Annotated in this window: 13 protein-coding genes; 11 read left to right on the top strand and 2 right to left on the bottom strand. The window is 66.6% G+C overall.

Going from position 1 to position 13,865, the window contains the following annotated elements; all coding sequences use genetic code 11:
* The first annotated feature begins 94 nt into the window (after positions 1-94).
* The 3 genes from AC3WQZ_RS10460 (at position 95) to AC3WQZ_RS10450 (ending at position 4,369) form a co-directional block, all read left to right on the top strand.
* Positions 95-1,873, top strand: coding sequence for an alkaline phosphatase D family protein (locus AC3WQZ_RS10460; protein WP_492300518.1), 1,779 nt, complete (start codon positions 95-97; stop codon positions 1,871-1,873).
* Between the two features lie 180 nt (positions 1,874-2,053).
* Positions 2,054-3,667: an ABC-F family ATP-binding cassette domain-containing protein gene (locus AC3WQZ_RS10455; protein ID WP_492300475.1), complete on the top strand. Its 1,614-nt coding sequence runs from the start codon at positions 2,054-2,056 to the stop codon at positions 3,665-3,667.
* Positions 3,668-3,748: 81 nt separating this feature from the next.
* Complete coding sequence (locus tag AC3WQZ_RS10450) at positions 3,749-4,369, top strand: DUF2239 family protein (protein WP_492300474.1); 621 nt, start codon at positions 3,749-3,751, stop codon at positions 4,367-4,369.
* 18 nt (positions 4,370-4,387) lie between these two features.
* Here AC3WQZ_RS10450 and AC3WQZ_RS10445 read toward each other — a convergent pair whose 3' ends face one another.
* Entirely contained in the window at positions 4,388-4,789 is a 402-nt protein-coding gene (locus AC3WQZ_RS10445; protein ID WP_010809543.1) for a hypothetical protein, read from the bottom strand.
* Between the two features lie 338 nt (positions 4,790-5,127).
* Here AC3WQZ_RS10445 and AC3WQZ_RS10440 point away from each other — a divergent pair, with 338 nt between their 5' ends.
* The 7 genes from AC3WQZ_RS10440 (at position 5,128) to AC3WQZ_RS10410 (ending at position 11,487) form a co-directional block, all read left to right on the top strand.
* Positions 5,128-5,685 carry a LysR substrate-binding domain-containing protein gene (locus AC3WQZ_RS10440; protein WP_011615399.1) on the top strand — a complete coding sequence of 186 codons (558 nt, stop codon included), beginning with the start codon at positions 5,128-5,130 and terminating at the stop codon, positions 5,683-5,685.
* A gap of 101 nt (positions 5,686-5,786) precedes the next feature.
* Positions 5,787-6,293 (top strand): DUF1993 domain-containing protein, encoded by a 507-nt coding sequence (locus AC3WQZ_RS10435; RefSeq protein WP_439670570.1) that lies wholly within the window; start codon positions 5,787-5,789, stop codon positions 6,291-6,293.
* A gap of 494 nt (positions 6,294-6,787) precedes the next feature.
* Positions 6,788-7,423, top strand: a complete 636-nt coding sequence (gene queE / locus AC3WQZ_RS10430) for a 7-carboxy-7-deazaguanine synthase (RefSeq protein ID WP_010809540.1) — start codon at positions 6,788-6,790, stop codon at positions 7,421-7,423.
* A gap of 123 nt (positions 7,424-7,546) precedes the next feature.
* A complete protein-coding gene (locus AC3WQZ_RS10425) occupies positions 7,547-8,023 on the top strand; it encodes a 6-pyruvoyl trahydropterin synthase family protein (protein ID WP_010809539.1) in 477 nt (158 codons plus the stop codon).
* Positions 8,024-8,032: 9 nt separating this feature from the next.
* Positions 8,033-8,635 (top strand): tRNA adenosine(34) deaminase TadA, encoded by a 603-nt coding sequence (gene tadA, locus AC3WQZ_RS10420; RefSeq protein ID WP_010809538.1) that lies wholly within the window; start codon positions 8,033-8,035, stop codon positions 8,633-8,635.
* Positions 8,632-9,591, top strand: coding sequence for a muramoyltetrapeptide carboxypeptidase (ldcA, locus tag AC3WQZ_RS10415; protein ID WP_010809537.1), 960 nt, complete (start codon positions 8,632-8,634; stop codon positions 9,589-9,591). Before tadA ends, ldcA begins: the two co-directional genes overlap by 4 nt.
* Before the next feature lie 273 nt (positions 9,592-9,864).
* Positions 9,865-11,487 (top strand): ABC-F family ATPase, encoded by a 1,623-nt coding sequence (locus tag AC3WQZ_RS10410; RefSeq protein ID WP_454750471.1) that lies wholly within the window; start codon positions 9,865-9,867, stop codon positions 11,485-11,487.
* A gap of 67 nt (positions 11,488-11,554) precedes the next feature.
* Here the strand turns inward: AC3WQZ_RS10410 and AC3WQZ_RS10405 are convergent, their stop codons facing one another.
* Positions 11,555-12,163: a hypothetical protein gene (locus AC3WQZ_RS10405; protein WP_492294074.1), complete on the bottom strand. Its 609-nt coding sequence runs from the start codon at positions 12,161-12,163 to the stop codon at positions 11,555-11,557.
* Between the two features lie 206 nt (positions 12,164-12,369).
* Between AC3WQZ_RS10405 and AC3WQZ_RS10400 the strand changes: the two genes are divergently transcribed.
* A complete protein-coding gene (locus AC3WQZ_RS10400; RefSeq protein WP_492300472.1) occupies positions 12,370-13,803 on the top strand; it encodes an aldehyde dehydrogenase family protein in 1,434 nt (477 codons plus the stop codon).
* The last annotated feature ends 62 nt before the right edge of the window (positions 13,804-13,865 follow it).

The following is a 13,865-nucleotide window of genomic DNA, read 5'->3' as shown; positions in this document are numbered from 1 at the left end:
CAGGGCCGGCGTCCCATTGCGGCGCCAGGCTTTGTGCGGCGATCGCGCCAGCGCAGCCCGCGGCCGAACAACAAATGGTGACCAAAGGGAGACCATCGCAATGAGCAAGCTACTGCTCGGACCCGTGCTGTCGTTTCGTGGCCTCGGAACGGATGGCTCATGGAAGGTGACGGTGCTCATCGGCATCGAAGATCAAGCCAGGGTTCCTCCGGTCACCGTGGAGGGCCGCAAGGCCGGCAAGCCGGTGATCCTGCTGCAGCATGCGGGCCACACCTATCTGCGCTACGACTTGTCCTGCAAGCTGCGCAAGAACGAACGGCGGGTACCGTACAGCATCGAAGGTGTCGGGGAAGCGTGGCACTTTACCGTGCCCGGCAAGGGCTACGCGCCGCGCATGGCCTATGTTTCGTGCAACGGATTCTCCGACCCGAGCGGCATGCGCAAGCTGGTCAAGGCTGAGAATGCGGTTTGGGCGGACTTGCTGTGCAACCACGACAAGGACATCCGTCCGGCAGGCTATGAGCTGGACAAGGAGCAGCTCTGGCACGAGGCGCGTACCCATGACCAGGGCAACCAGCGCTTCCATCTGATGCTGATGGGCGGCGACCAGATCTACTTCGATTCGATCTGGGAAGACCTCAAGCTGCTGAAGCGCTGGATCGGGTTGACGCGCGAGGAGCAGCTGCAGTACCCGGTGGATGCTGACCTCGAGAAGGAAATCGAGGACTACTATTTCAAGCACTACAGCGAGCGCTGGCTGCCTCATGCAAGGTCAGGGTGGGGTAGCGCAGACAAGCCGCTCGATGCTGCCCAGGCCATGGCACGGATCCCCACGGTGATGATGTGGGATGATCATGACATCTTCGACGGCTGGGGTTCCTATAGCTCCGAGATGCAGCGCAGTCCGTTGTTCCAGCGGCTGTTCTTCCATGCGCGCCGGGCCTTCTGGGTGTTCCAGATGCAGCATGCTGTCGAGCAGCTTCCCGACCTGGTGCCGCGCACTGACGTCAGGGTCCGGTCTGACGATCCATTGTTCGAACCGGTCAAGTGGTCTCAGGTGCTGTCCGGCGACAAGCTTGCGCTGCCGTTGCTGGACGAGCAGCCGGGGTTCACGTTCGCGCATTCGGCTGGCCCAGTCAGCGTGATCGTTGCCGACCTGAGGACCGAACGATCCCAGGAACAGGTGCTTGGACCCGGTACCTGGGGCGCACTGCAGCGGTGGCTGTCGGGGATCGAGTCGGGCGATGCCGCCAGCCCCGGCGGCATCAATTGCCAGCATCTGCTGCTGATGTCTTCCGTGCCCGTGGTGCATCCCAAGCTGTCGCTGGCCGAAGCCTTCCTGGACAACTTTGGCCAGGATCATGTGCTCGACAGCAGTGCCGATGACCTCAAGGACCACTGGACCCACGACGACCACGAGGGCGAGAGGAAGCGCCTGGTGGAGACCTTGCTCAAGACCGCCAGCCAGAAGCAGCTGCGGGTCACGATCATCTCTGGCGATGTCCATGTCGCGGCCTGGGGTGTCGCCTGCAGGAAAGATGTGGGGCCGAAGGACAACTGGGCGCAGATACAGCAGCTGACCAGTACTGCCGTGGTGCATCCCTCGCTGGTCGGGGTCATGGAGCGTCTGTTCTTCCATGTGCTGAACAACGTCGCTCAGTCGAAGCAGGCGCTTGATGTCAACTTGTCCGCGGAAATGATGCTCTTCCCCGGATCCAACCGGTACGTGATGCCGGCCAGGAACTGGCTTGCGATCGAGTTGGACCGGGGCACGGACAACCCGAACGGCTGCAAGCTGTGGGCGACGTGGCGGTGCGAGACCAAGGCGGCGTTCACCAATCACCTGCTGGCTACCGATCCGGTGAACTTATAATCTGGATCGAGTCAGAGAGTAGGGCGAGGCGGTGTGCTCAGGCATGCGTGCCCATGCCTCGCCGATTCAAACCCCATCCGCGGAGGATTCATACCATGCGCCATTGATGCCGCCGTCTGCATGACGGCCAGTCTCCACCGCCCCCAAGCAGGGGAGTTCCTGGCATCCCTGGAATCCCGCATGTCAAATCCCAAGCTGACGCTGGAAAGCGTTTCCTACGTCCTGCCCGACGGCCGGACGCTCTTCTCTGAACTGTCCGAGCAATTCGACGATCGTCCCACCGGCCTGGTCGGGCGCAACGGTATCGGCAAGTCCGTGCTGGCGCGCATCCTGGGCGGGGAGCTGGAGCCCTCCGCGGGGCGTTGCGTGCGGTCGGGCAGCGTGCATTACCTGTCCCAGCAGGCCGCGCATGCCGTGCAGACGTCGGTGGCCGGGCTGGCTGGCGTGCAATCGATGCTGGATGCGCTGCAGCGCATCGAGGCCGGCAGCGCCGCGGCGCAAGACTTCGATGACGTCGGCGAGCACTGGAACATGCCGCAACGGTTGCGGCAGGAGCTGGAGCGCAATGGCCTGGGCCACCTCCAGGCGCACACCCCGGCGAGCACCCTGAGCGGCGGCGAAGCCATGCGCGTGGCACTGATCGGTGCGTTGCTGTCGGATGCCGATTTCCTGATCCTCGACGAACCCAGCAATCATCTGGACCGGCCGAACCGGCTGGCGCTGATCGCGCAACTGCAACGCTGGCAGCGCGGCCTGCTGGTGGTCAGCCATGACCGGCAGTTGCTTGAGGGCATGGCGCGCATCGTCGAGCTGTCGTCGCTCGGACTGCGCAGTTATGGCGGCGGCTATTCGTTCTATGCGCAATGCAAGGCGCAGGAGCGCGAGAACGCCTTGCAGCAGCTGGATCAGCGCAAGCTCGAACGCAAGCGGGAAGAGCAGTCGCTGCGTGCGCAGCGTGAGCGCCAGGAGCGGCGGCAGGCCCGTGGCAACCGGCAGGCGCGCGATGCCAACCAGGCCAGCATCCTGCTGGGCCGGCAGAAGGAGCGCAGCCAGGCCTCGGCGGGCAGGCTGCGCCTGCAGCAGGCCGCCACGCGCGAAGCGCTCGATGCGCGCGTGCGCGACGCCGCGCAACAGGTGGAGGACGATGCCGCGATCGTATTGCTCGCGTTGCCTGTCAGTCAGGCCGCGCAACGCCGCGTGGCTGAACTGGACGAGGTCGACCTGCCGTTCGTGCCGGCCGCCACGCGCCGCATCAGCCTGATGCTGACGGGCCAGCAGCGCGTGGGCGTCGTCGGCCCCAATGGCTGCGGCAAATCCACCTTGCTCAGGCTGCTGGCCGGCCAGTTGCAGCCGCTTGCCGGCCGCTGCGCGGTGCATGCCGAGCGCGCCTATCTCGACCAGCAACTGGCCGGCCTGCTGCCGCAGCGCTCAACCATCGAACAGATGCTGGCCGCCAACCACACCGCCGGGGAGGCGGCATTGCGCACGCGGCTGGCGCTGCTGGATCTCGATGCGCAGAAGGCCACCGCGCCCAGCGGCCTGCTCAGCGGCGGCGAGCGCCTGAAGGCCGCGCTGGCTTGTACCTTGTATGCCGATCCGCCGGCACAGCTGCTGTTGTTCGATGAACCCAGCAACCACCTGGACCTGCCGTCCGTGCAGGCGGTGGAGACGATGCTGCGCGGCTATCAGGGCGCATTGGTGGTGGTGTCCCACGACGATGTGTTCATGGGCAGCCTGGGGCTGACCCATCGCCTGGCGGCAACGCCGGACGGGTGGAAGCTGGAACCCTGGTAGGCGGTCTATTTATACCCGGATGATATTGACATCGTATTTTATCCGGGTAATATTCGGAAATCGTCTCCCAGGGGCATCCGCATGACCAACGCAACGCTTCACAGCTACACCACCTTCGACGGCCACCGGCGTATCGCCACGGGCCCGCTGCAAGCCAATGCGCTGGCGCTCAAGCGTGCGCTGGAAGCCGGCGCGGGCGGACCCGTGCTGGTTTTCGACGACGGCACCGGGCGCTCGATCGACCTGGATACGAGCGGGACGGAGGCCGCCGTACTTGAGCGCACGGCAGAGCGCGCCGCGCAGCTCGAATCCGTGCGGCAGCCAGCCGGCGACAACGACGAAGCAGCGGACGTGGCCGAGCCCCGGGGCCGCGGGCGCCCGAAGCTTGGCGTGGTGTCGCGCGAGGTGACGCTGCTGCCGCGCCATTGGCAATGGCTGGCCGCCCAGCCAGGCGGGGCATCGGTGGCCCTGCGCAAGCTGGTCGAGCAGGCGCGCGGGGACCACGCGGACAAGGACCGCAGCCGCCGCGCCAGCGAACGGGCCTACCACTTCATGGTGGCGATGGCGGGAGATTTGCCCGGCTTCGAGGAGGCCACGCGGGCCTTGTTCGCGGGCGATGTGGCGGGCTTTGCGCAGCGGCTCGAGGCATGGCCGGCGGATATCCGCGAACACGCGATGCGCCTTGCGGACAGCAACGCCTGAACGGCTCCGCGGGCCTGGTCAGATGCCGCCCAGCAGGTCATGCGCATCCACGATCGCATAGGCGATCTCGGGATGCTCTTCCATGCTGCGGCGGATGGCGGCTGGGATCGACTGGCGGATCTTGCGGCACAGGCCGGGCTGCTCCTGCACCTGGATGCTGATGCCGCGCACCGTGCGCACGCCGCGCGCGCTGGGGGTAATGGTGAGCACGATGCCCAGCTGGGTCTGCATCAGGCTTTCCATGCGCTGCAATTCAGCCAGGCTGGTCAGGCGCTCAAGCCGTTCGACCAGCCGCTTTTCTTCGGCCCGGGTGAGCCGCAGCACGCGCAGGTCGGCGTTGGGGTCACTCAGCAAGGCTTCGCGCCCGCAGATACAGGCGCCGGGCGGGCATTCCGTGCGAAGAGGGAACGGCGCGTTCATGTGGGGCGCGGCCACAAGGCCGCAAGATAGCGGGGACGATGACCGGATATGTTAATTCAGGTTGCCGGTCGCCGGTTGCCCGTTGTGGGCACGCCATCTTTCCCGCAGGCCCTCAGGTCTTCCCTCTGGCAATGTCTGGTTGCGCGGGCATGGTTCAGTCCAGCTGCTCGATATGGGCCGACGTAATCAGGGCACGCCACTTGGCGGTCTCGGCATCGATCAGCTGCCGGAGCTGCGCGGGCGAGCCGCCGGCAGGCTCGGCGCCCAGCGCGGCGCCTGTTTGCCGAGGTCGAGCAGGTCTATAGCGGCGTACAGCGCGTCAACGACCTGGCTGCGGCGTGCCCACGCGCGTCGACTACCGCAGCGTCACCTTCGACGAACTGGTCGGCATTTTCCTGAGCGGTCGGGCCGACGTCGGCGTGTCGATGGTGCCGGCGGGGCATCCGACGCTGTCGTCCACGCTGCTCGGGCGCCAGCCGATGCTGTGCGTGTTGCCGCCGGACCATCCGCTCGCAGGCCGCGAGGTGGTGACGCCGGAGGATGTTGCCGGCAGCGCGTGGATCGGCTATCCGCCCGACACGCCGCTGGGCCGTGCGCTGGCCGGCTTCTTCGGCGACAGCGACAGCGGCGCCCCCGCCATCGAGGTGCATTCGCCGGTCACGGCATGCGCCTTTGTGCAGCAGGGCCTGGGGCTGGCGCTGGTGGATGCGTGGAGCGTGACGCCGGCCATGCGCGCGGCGCTGGCGGTGCGGCCGGTGTTGCCCGCGGTCGGCCTGGAAATCTGCGCGACCCATTCCGGCCTGGCGCCGCTGCCATTGGCGGGGCGCCGCTTCCTGGCCTCGATCGGTAAAGTGCTACGCGACATCCAGCCGCCTGCCGCGTGCGCGCAGGGGTAATCCGGCAGCAAATGCCGATCCGGTCTATGCTCGCGGCAGCGGTGCGGCCCGACGGCCCCCGACCACAGGAATTTCCAACCAAGGCCTGCACAGGAGACCCCATGGCACTCTCGATGTACGAAGTCTCGATTCCCTTGTTCATCCGCGCGCTCGGCAATCTCGCCGCGATCCTGGACAAGGGCGCGGCCCACGCCCAGGCGCAGGGCATGGACCCGGCCGACCTGATCCAGACCCGCCTGATCGCCGACATGGATGCGCTGCCGGCACAGGTGCAGCGCGCCAGCGACGCCGCCAAGGGCTGCGCCGCGCGGCTGGCAGGCATCGAGGTGCCTTCGTTCGCCGATACCGAAACCACCTTTGCCGAACTGCGGGACCGCATCGCCCGCACCATCGGGTTCCTGGAGCAGATCACGCCTGAGCAGCTGGAAGGCAGCGAGCAGCGCGCGATCGAGCTGAAGCTGCGCCAGGGGCCGATGACATTCGACGGCAAGTCCTACCTGCTGGGTTTTGCGCTGCCCAACTTCTATTTTCACGTGACCACGGCCTATGACATCCTGCGCCACAAGGGCGTGCAGATTGGCAAGCGCGACTACCTGGGGCTGAAGTAAGAAGCCGAGCGGGGCCAGTAGGAAAAAGCCGGGCGCGGATCCCGGCTTTTTCATTGTCGAACAGCAGCTTGGGCGGCAGCCGCCGGTCAGCGCGATCAGCACCGGGGCGCCGATGGCGGCCCTTTGCAGCAAAACCGGGTGATCTGCAGGAGATATTTGCCGCGCGCCTGGCCGGCGGCCGGGACCGCATCCCGCCAGCCTCTAAGCGGAAACCCTGACCCCTCTGGTATACTTGCATTACGTCCGGACCGGCCGGACGCAGCCTGCGACAGGCCACAGGCGGTTCCTCCGGCAGTGCCCGGAGCCATGCACGGAAAACCCGGTGCACACCGCCCGCGCTGCCAGCCATGCGGCGCCGATCCGGGAGCCCGAGCCCAGATCCGTGATACTTGTTATCCGGCCTTTGCCCAATACCTGTTGAAACCCCGGCCAGCCCAAGGGCGGCCGAATGCCCGTTAACGGTCCCCAAACGGTCCCAGAGAGACCCCCCACGCATGACTTACGCCGTCAAGGAAATCTTCTATACGCTGCAGGGCGAAGGCGCCAACGCCGGCCGCGCCGCGGTGTTCTGCCGCTTTGCCGGCTGCAACCTGTGGAGCGGCCGCGAAGAAGACCGCGCCAGCGCGGTGTGCCAGTTCTGCGATACGGATTTCGTCGGCACCGATGGCACGCGCGGCGGCAAGTACCGCACGGCCGAGGAACTGGCCGCGGTGGTCGCGTCGGAATGGCCGCAGGGCGCCGGCGGCCAGCCGCTGGTGGTCTGCACCGGGGGCGAGCCGCTGCTGCAACTGGACGCGCCGCTGATCGACGCGCTGCATGCGCAGGGCTTCGAGATTGCGATCGAAACCAACGGCACCATCGCCGTGCCGCCGGGCATCGACTGGGTCTGCGTCAGCCCCAAGATGGGCTCGGAACTGGTGGTCACGCGTGGTGACGAGCTCAAAGTCGTGATCCCGCAGGAGGGCCAGGACTTTGCCGCATACGAGCAGCTTGATTTCCGCCATTTCCTGGTGCAGGCCATGGATGGCCCGCTGGCGAGGGAAAATACCGCCGCCGCGGTGGCGTTCTGCCAGCGCCATCCGCGCTGGCGGCTGTCGCTGCAGACTCACAAGCTGCTCGGCATCCGCTGAGCGGCGCGGCATCCACGGTATCGACAGGTCGCCCAACGGGCGGCAAAACGTACACAATACAGGCTTCGGACGCGCGCGCAGTGTCCGTCCCAACGCAGGCGGCCGGCACCGGCGCCGGTACACATGAGCAAACAAGTTTCCATTACCCGCCGGCTGGAGTTCGACTCCGGCCACCGCATCCCGAACCACTGCGGCCAGTGCCGCAATATCCACGGACACCGCTACCGGCTGGACCTGACGCTGTCGGGCGAGGTCCTGCACCGCGAGGGCGCGTCGGATGACGGCATGATCCTGGACTTCGGCGACATCAAGGCGCTCGCCAACGAGCACCTGGTCAACAAGTGGGACCATGCCTTCCTGATCTACCGTGGTGACACCGCGCTGCTGAACTTCCTGCAATCGATGGAAGGGCACAAGACCGTGGTGCTGGACGCGATCCCGACGGTCGAGAACCTGGCCCAGGTTGCCTTCGACATCCTGGCGCCGGTGTTCAAGGACTGCTTCGGTCACCACCTGCAGCTGACCAGGCTGGTGCTGTTCGAAACGCCCAACTGCTGGGCGGAAGTGAGCGCGCCCGCGGTGCTGCCGGCGCAGGACTGAGCGGGGACGATGCCAGAGACGCCACCGCTGCCGTTGCGCGCGCTGCGCGCCCTGCCTGAAGACCCGGCCGAGGCTGCCGAGCGCGACGCGCGTTACATGCGCGCCGCGCTGGAAGAAGCCCGCCTGGCCGAAGCCGCCGGCGAAGTGCCGGTGGGCGCGGTGGTGGTCTGGAACGACACCATCATCGCTCGCGGCCACAACCTGCCGATCCGCTCGGTGGACCCGTCCGCCCATGCCGAGATGCAGGCGCTGCGCGCCGCCGCCCAGGTGATCGGCAACTACCGCATGCCCGAGTGCGAGCTGTACGTGACGCTGGAACCGTGCGTCATGTGCAGCGGCGCGATCCTGCACGCGCGGCTGCGCCACGTGGTGTTCGGTGCAGCCGACCCCAAGACCGGCGCCGCCGGCAGCGTGCTCAACCTGTTCGAGCAGGCGCAGCTCAACCACCAGACCACCATTGCCGGCGGGGTGCTGGCCGACACCTGCGGCCAGATGCTGAAGGATTTCTTCGGCGCGCGCCGCCGGGCGCAGAAAGCCGCGCAGAAGGCCGCACAGCAGGACGCCGCCGCGCCTGTCACCGATCCCGACAAGAACAACGACACCGAAGCATGAGCACGCCGAACAGCAGGCCGCCGCATACCGAAGTCCGACTGATCGCCTCGTCCGGGTATCCGCACGACGTCGCCATTGCCGCGCGCGGCTGTGCCTGGCTCAAGCATCATGGCTACCACATGACCAACCCCGACGTGCTGGCGCGGCGCTACCTGCGCTTTGGCGGCACGGATGCAGAGCGGCTGGCCGACCTCCATGCCATCGGCACCGGCGCGCCGCACGAGCTGACGCTGGCGGTGCGCGGCGGCTATGGCATCGCGCGGCTGCTGGCGCAAGTCGACTTTGCCCGCATCGCCGCGCAGGCCAGCGCCAGCGGCACGCCCATCGTCGGCCACAGCGACTTCACCGCGTTCCAGCTGGCCTGCCTGGCGGCGACGGGTGCCGTCACCTTTGCGGGGCCGATGCTGCTGGCGGATTTTGGTGCCGAGGTGGTGGATCCCTTCATGTGGGAGCATTTCGAAGGCATCCTGCGCAACCCGGCGTACAGCGTCGATGTCGCGGCGCCGCAGTCGGGCGGACAACCGTTCTCAGGCAGCGTGGAAGGCACGCTCTGGGGCGGCAACCTGGCCATGCTGTGCAGCCTGCTGGGCACGCCTTTCATGCCGCAGGTGGAGGGCGGGGTGCTGTTCCTGGAAGACATCAACGAGCCACCGTACCGGGTGGAGCGCATGCTGATCCAGCTGCAGCAGGCCGGCGTGCTGGGCGCGCAGCGCGCCATCGTGCTGGGCGATTTCTCCAATTACCGCGTCACCGACTACGACAACGGCTACGACATGGACGCAGTGGTGGCCTACCTGCGCGACCAGTTGCCGGTGCCGGTGCTGACCGGGCTGCCGTTCGGCCACTGCGCGCGCAAGCTGACGCTGCCGGTCGGCGCCCAGGTGCGGCTGGCCGCACGTGCGGATGGCTTCAGCATGGCGTTTTCCGGCTATCCGGTGCTGCCGCCACTGGCCTGACCGGCCGCATCGTCCAATGCCGCGCATCCGGGTGCAAGGAATGCGTCCGGATGATAGAATGTAGGGTTATTTCCTGACTTCCTGCCGGGTTCTCGCATGAACCGGGCGCGGCCCGTGCCGCATCGCCAGCCATGGCCGCCGGATGACTCCGGGCCAGCGCGATGCATCTCCGGCAAGGCCCGTCCCTGAGCGGCATGGGGTGCGCCTCGTGTGCAAAACCGGCAAGCCGCGGCCAGCGCCGCGGCGCCACAATCTCCAGACAAGGTTCAAGACGTGCTTTCTACCGCAAACATCACCATGCAGTTCGGCCCCAAGCCGTTGTTCGAGAATATCTCGGTCAAATTCGGCGAGGGCAACCGCTACGGCCTGATCGGCGCGAACGGTTGCGGCAAGTCCACCTTCATGAAGATCCTGGGCGGCGACCTGGAACCGTCGTCGGGCAACGTCATGCTGGAGCCGGGCGTGCGTCTGGGCAAGCTGCGCCAGGACCAGTTCGCCTATGAAGACATGCGCGTGCTGGACGTGGTGATGATGGGCCACACCGAGATGTGGGCCGCCGCGCAGGAGCGCGACGCCATCTACGCCAACCCGGAAGCGACCGACGAAGACTACATGAAGGCCGCCGAGCTGGAGGCCAAGTACGCCGAATACGACGGCTACACCGCCGAGGCCCGTGCCGGCGAACTGCTGCTGGGCGTGGGCATCCCCACCAGCCAGCACCAGGGCAACATGAGCGACGTGGCCCCGGGCTGGAAGCTGCGCGTGCTGCTGGCACAGGCACTGTTCTCGAACCCGGACGTGCTGCTGCTGGACGAACCGACCAACAACCTGGACATCAACACGATCCGCTGGCTGGAGACCGTGCTCAACGAGCGCAACTCCACCATGATCATCATCTCCCACGATCGCCACTTCCTGAACTCGGTCTGCACCCACATGGCCGACATGGACTACGGCACGCTCAAGGTCTACCCGGGCAACTACGACGACTACATGGAAGCGTCGATGCAGGCCCGCGAGCGCCAGGTTGCCGCCAACGCGCGCGCCAAGGAGCGCATCAGCGAGCTGCAGGACTTCGTGCGCCGCTTCTCGGCCAACAAGTCCAAGGCCCGCCAGGCCACCTCGCGCGCCAAGCAGATCGAGAAGATCAAGGTCGACGACATCAAGCCGTCGTCGCGCCAGAACCCGTTCATCCGCTTCGAGTTCGAGAAGAAGCTGCACAACCTGGCCGTGGAAGTGGAGAACATCACCAAGACCTACGACCGCAAGATCATCGACGGCCTGTCGCTGGCGATTCAGGCCGGCGAGCGCGTGGCGATCATCGGCGAGAACGGCGCGGGCAAGACCACGCTGCTGCGCAGCCTGCTCAACGGCGCGGTGCAGACCGGCGTGCAGCGCGGCGTGGAAGTGGACCGCGGCACGGTCAAGTGGGCCGAGAACGCCAACGTCGGCTACATGCCGCAGGATACCTACGAGGAATTCCCGGACAACCGCGACGTGATGGACTGGATGAGCCAGTGGACGCAGGCCGGCGACGACGAGACCTCGCTGCGCGGCACGCTGGGCCGCCTGCTGTTCTCGGCCGACGACATCAGGAAGTCGGTCAAGGTGCTGTCCGGCGGCGAGAAGGGCCGCATGATCTGGGGCAAGCTGATGCTGGGCCGCCACAACGTGCTGGCCATGGACGAGCCGACCAACCACATGGACATGGAGTCGATCGAATCGCTGCAGATCGCGCTGGACAAGTTCACGGGCACACTGATCTTCGTTTCGCACGACCGCGAGCTGATCAGCGGGCTGGCGACGCGCGTGATCGAAGTGCGCACCGACGGCACGCTGACGGACTACCTGGGTACGTATGACGAGTACCTGCAGTCGCAGGGTATCGACGGCTGAGCGTCGGGACGTTGACGATGAGAGAAGACCGCCTCCGGGCGGCCTTTTTCATTGGTGCGCCGGAATCTCAGCCGGCGGCGATGCGATCTGTGATCTGGTCGAGCTGGCTCGTGATGGCACGCGCGGTGATGTCGCCCTTGGCCTTGAGCAGTGCCGCATGCAGCGGTTCGCGCAGCGCCAGCAGGGCGGGCAGGTCGGTGGCCCTTTCGACCTTCACCTGCAGCATGTAGCCGCGCAGGCCGAGATGCTGCCCGATCACGTCGGTATAGAAGTGATACAGGCTCTCGAAGGCCGCGATGTCGGCGGGCGAAGGGGCCGCGGTATCGGTCGGTTGCGGCGTCTCGGGCACCTCGGGGGCGCGTGCGTGCCGCATTGCATACACGGAGAACATATTGGTGTCGGCGGCAGCCGTGACCCGCGCCGGTGCCTGTGCCGGTGCCACCGCAGCGGGCGGCCGTGCCGGCTCCGGGACGGCTTCGACCAGCCCTTGTGCCACCAGTGTGTCGATGGCCTCGGGTGCCACCCCCATGCCGGCCACCTGCGCCAGCAATTCCTGCCCGCGGCGCTCGCCGTTGACCATCAGCAGCAGCGCGCGCAGCTTGTGGTCAAGCTTGCGTGCACGCGTCCGGATCTCGTCCTGTCCCGCATCCGTCTTGCGGTAGATCGGATCGACCATGTCTCACCCCTTGTTATGTCCGACCGCCTTTGGCTAGAGTCCCTGTCAGGTGGTGCGGCCGATTATCGCCACCTTCTTGCCCGGAGCGGTATGCGCGGCTTTCCGCGGCGCAAAAACATAGTCCCGAATCCGCTCTACAATGTGCGTGCACCATAAAAGTAACAAAAAATTGCAATCGCCAATTCACCAAACCGAGAACTGTGGCCATGCAACAACGAGACAAACTCTTTATTAACGGCAAGTGGGTCGCTCCCCACGGCAACGGCACGATCGACGTCATCCATTCCGCCACCGAGGCGGTGATGGGCACCATCCCCGAAGGCTCGGCGCGCGACGCCGAAGATGCCATCCAGGCGGCCCGCGCGGCCTTCGACAGCTGGTCGGCCACGCCGCCGGCGGTGCGTGCCGGCTATATCGCCAAGATCGCCGAAGGCCTGAAGGCGCGCAGCGAAGAGCTGGCCCAGCTGATCGCCGGCGAAGTCGGCATGCCGATCAAGCTGGCGCGCGCGATCCAGGTGGGCGGGCCGGTCTACAACTGGGGCCAGGCCGCCAAGCTGCTGGACGGTTTCCGCTTCGAGGAAGAGGTCGGCAACTCCCTGGTGGTGCGCGAGCCCGTGGGCGTGGTGGGTGCCATCACCCCGTGGAACTACCCGCTCAACCAGATCACGCTCAAAGTGGCGCCGGCCCTGGCCGCCGGCTGCACCGTCGTGCTCAAGCCCTCCGAGGTGGCGCCGCTCAATGCCTTCGTGCTGGCCGAGGTGATCGAGGCCGCCGGCCTGCCGCCGGGCGTGTTCAACCTGGTGACCGGCTATGGCCCGGTGGTGGGCGAGGTGCTGGCCAGCCACCCGGAAGTCGACATGGTGTCGTTCACGGGTTCGACCCGCGCCGGCAAGCGCGTGTCTGAACTGGCCTCGCAGACCGTCAAGCGCGTGGCGCTGGAGCTGGGCGGCAAGTCCGCTTCGGTGATCCTGGACGACGCCGACTTGCCGTCGGCGGTAAAGGGCACCATCAGTGCCTGCTTCCTGAATTCCGGCCAGACCTGTTCGGCGCATACCCGCATGCTGGTGCCGCGGGCCCGTTACGATGAAGTGAAGGCGATCGCGCAGAAGGTGGTCGAGGGCTTTACCGTGGGCGATCCGCTGCAGGAAGCCAGCAAGCTGGGACCGCTGATCTCCGCGGTGCAGAAGGACCGCGTGACCGGCTATATCCGCCGGGGCCTGGAAGAGGGTGCCGAGCTGGTAGCTGGCGGTCCGGACACCCCGGAAGGGCTGGACAAGGGCTTCTTCGTCAAGCCGACCGTGCTCGGCAACGTGGAGCCGCGTGCCACCGTGGCGCAGGAAGAGATCTTCGGGCCGGTGCTGTCGATCATCTGCTATGACACCGAGGAAGACGCGGTGCGCATCGCCAATGACAGCATCTATGGCCTGGGCGGCGGGGTCTGGTCCGGTGACGAGGCACGCGCGATCCGCGTGGCGCGCCGCATCCGCACCGGGCAGGTCGATATCAACGGCGGCCCGTTCAATATGCAGGCGCCGTTTGGCGGCTACAAGCAGTCCGGCAACGGACGCGAAGCGGGCAAGTACGGCCTGGAGGAATTCCTGGAGTACAAGTCGCTGCAGCTGAAGAAGCCGGCGGCCTGATGCGGCGCCGAGCGGCGTTGATGCAATATGGGAAATGCCCGGCTGGCCCGGGCATTTTTTCG

This window comes from Cupriavidus sp. FW305-26, assembly GCF_058787975.1.
The sequence above is the reverse complement of the archived record's forward strand: the minus strand, read 5'-3'. Positions and strand labels throughout refer to the sequence as shown.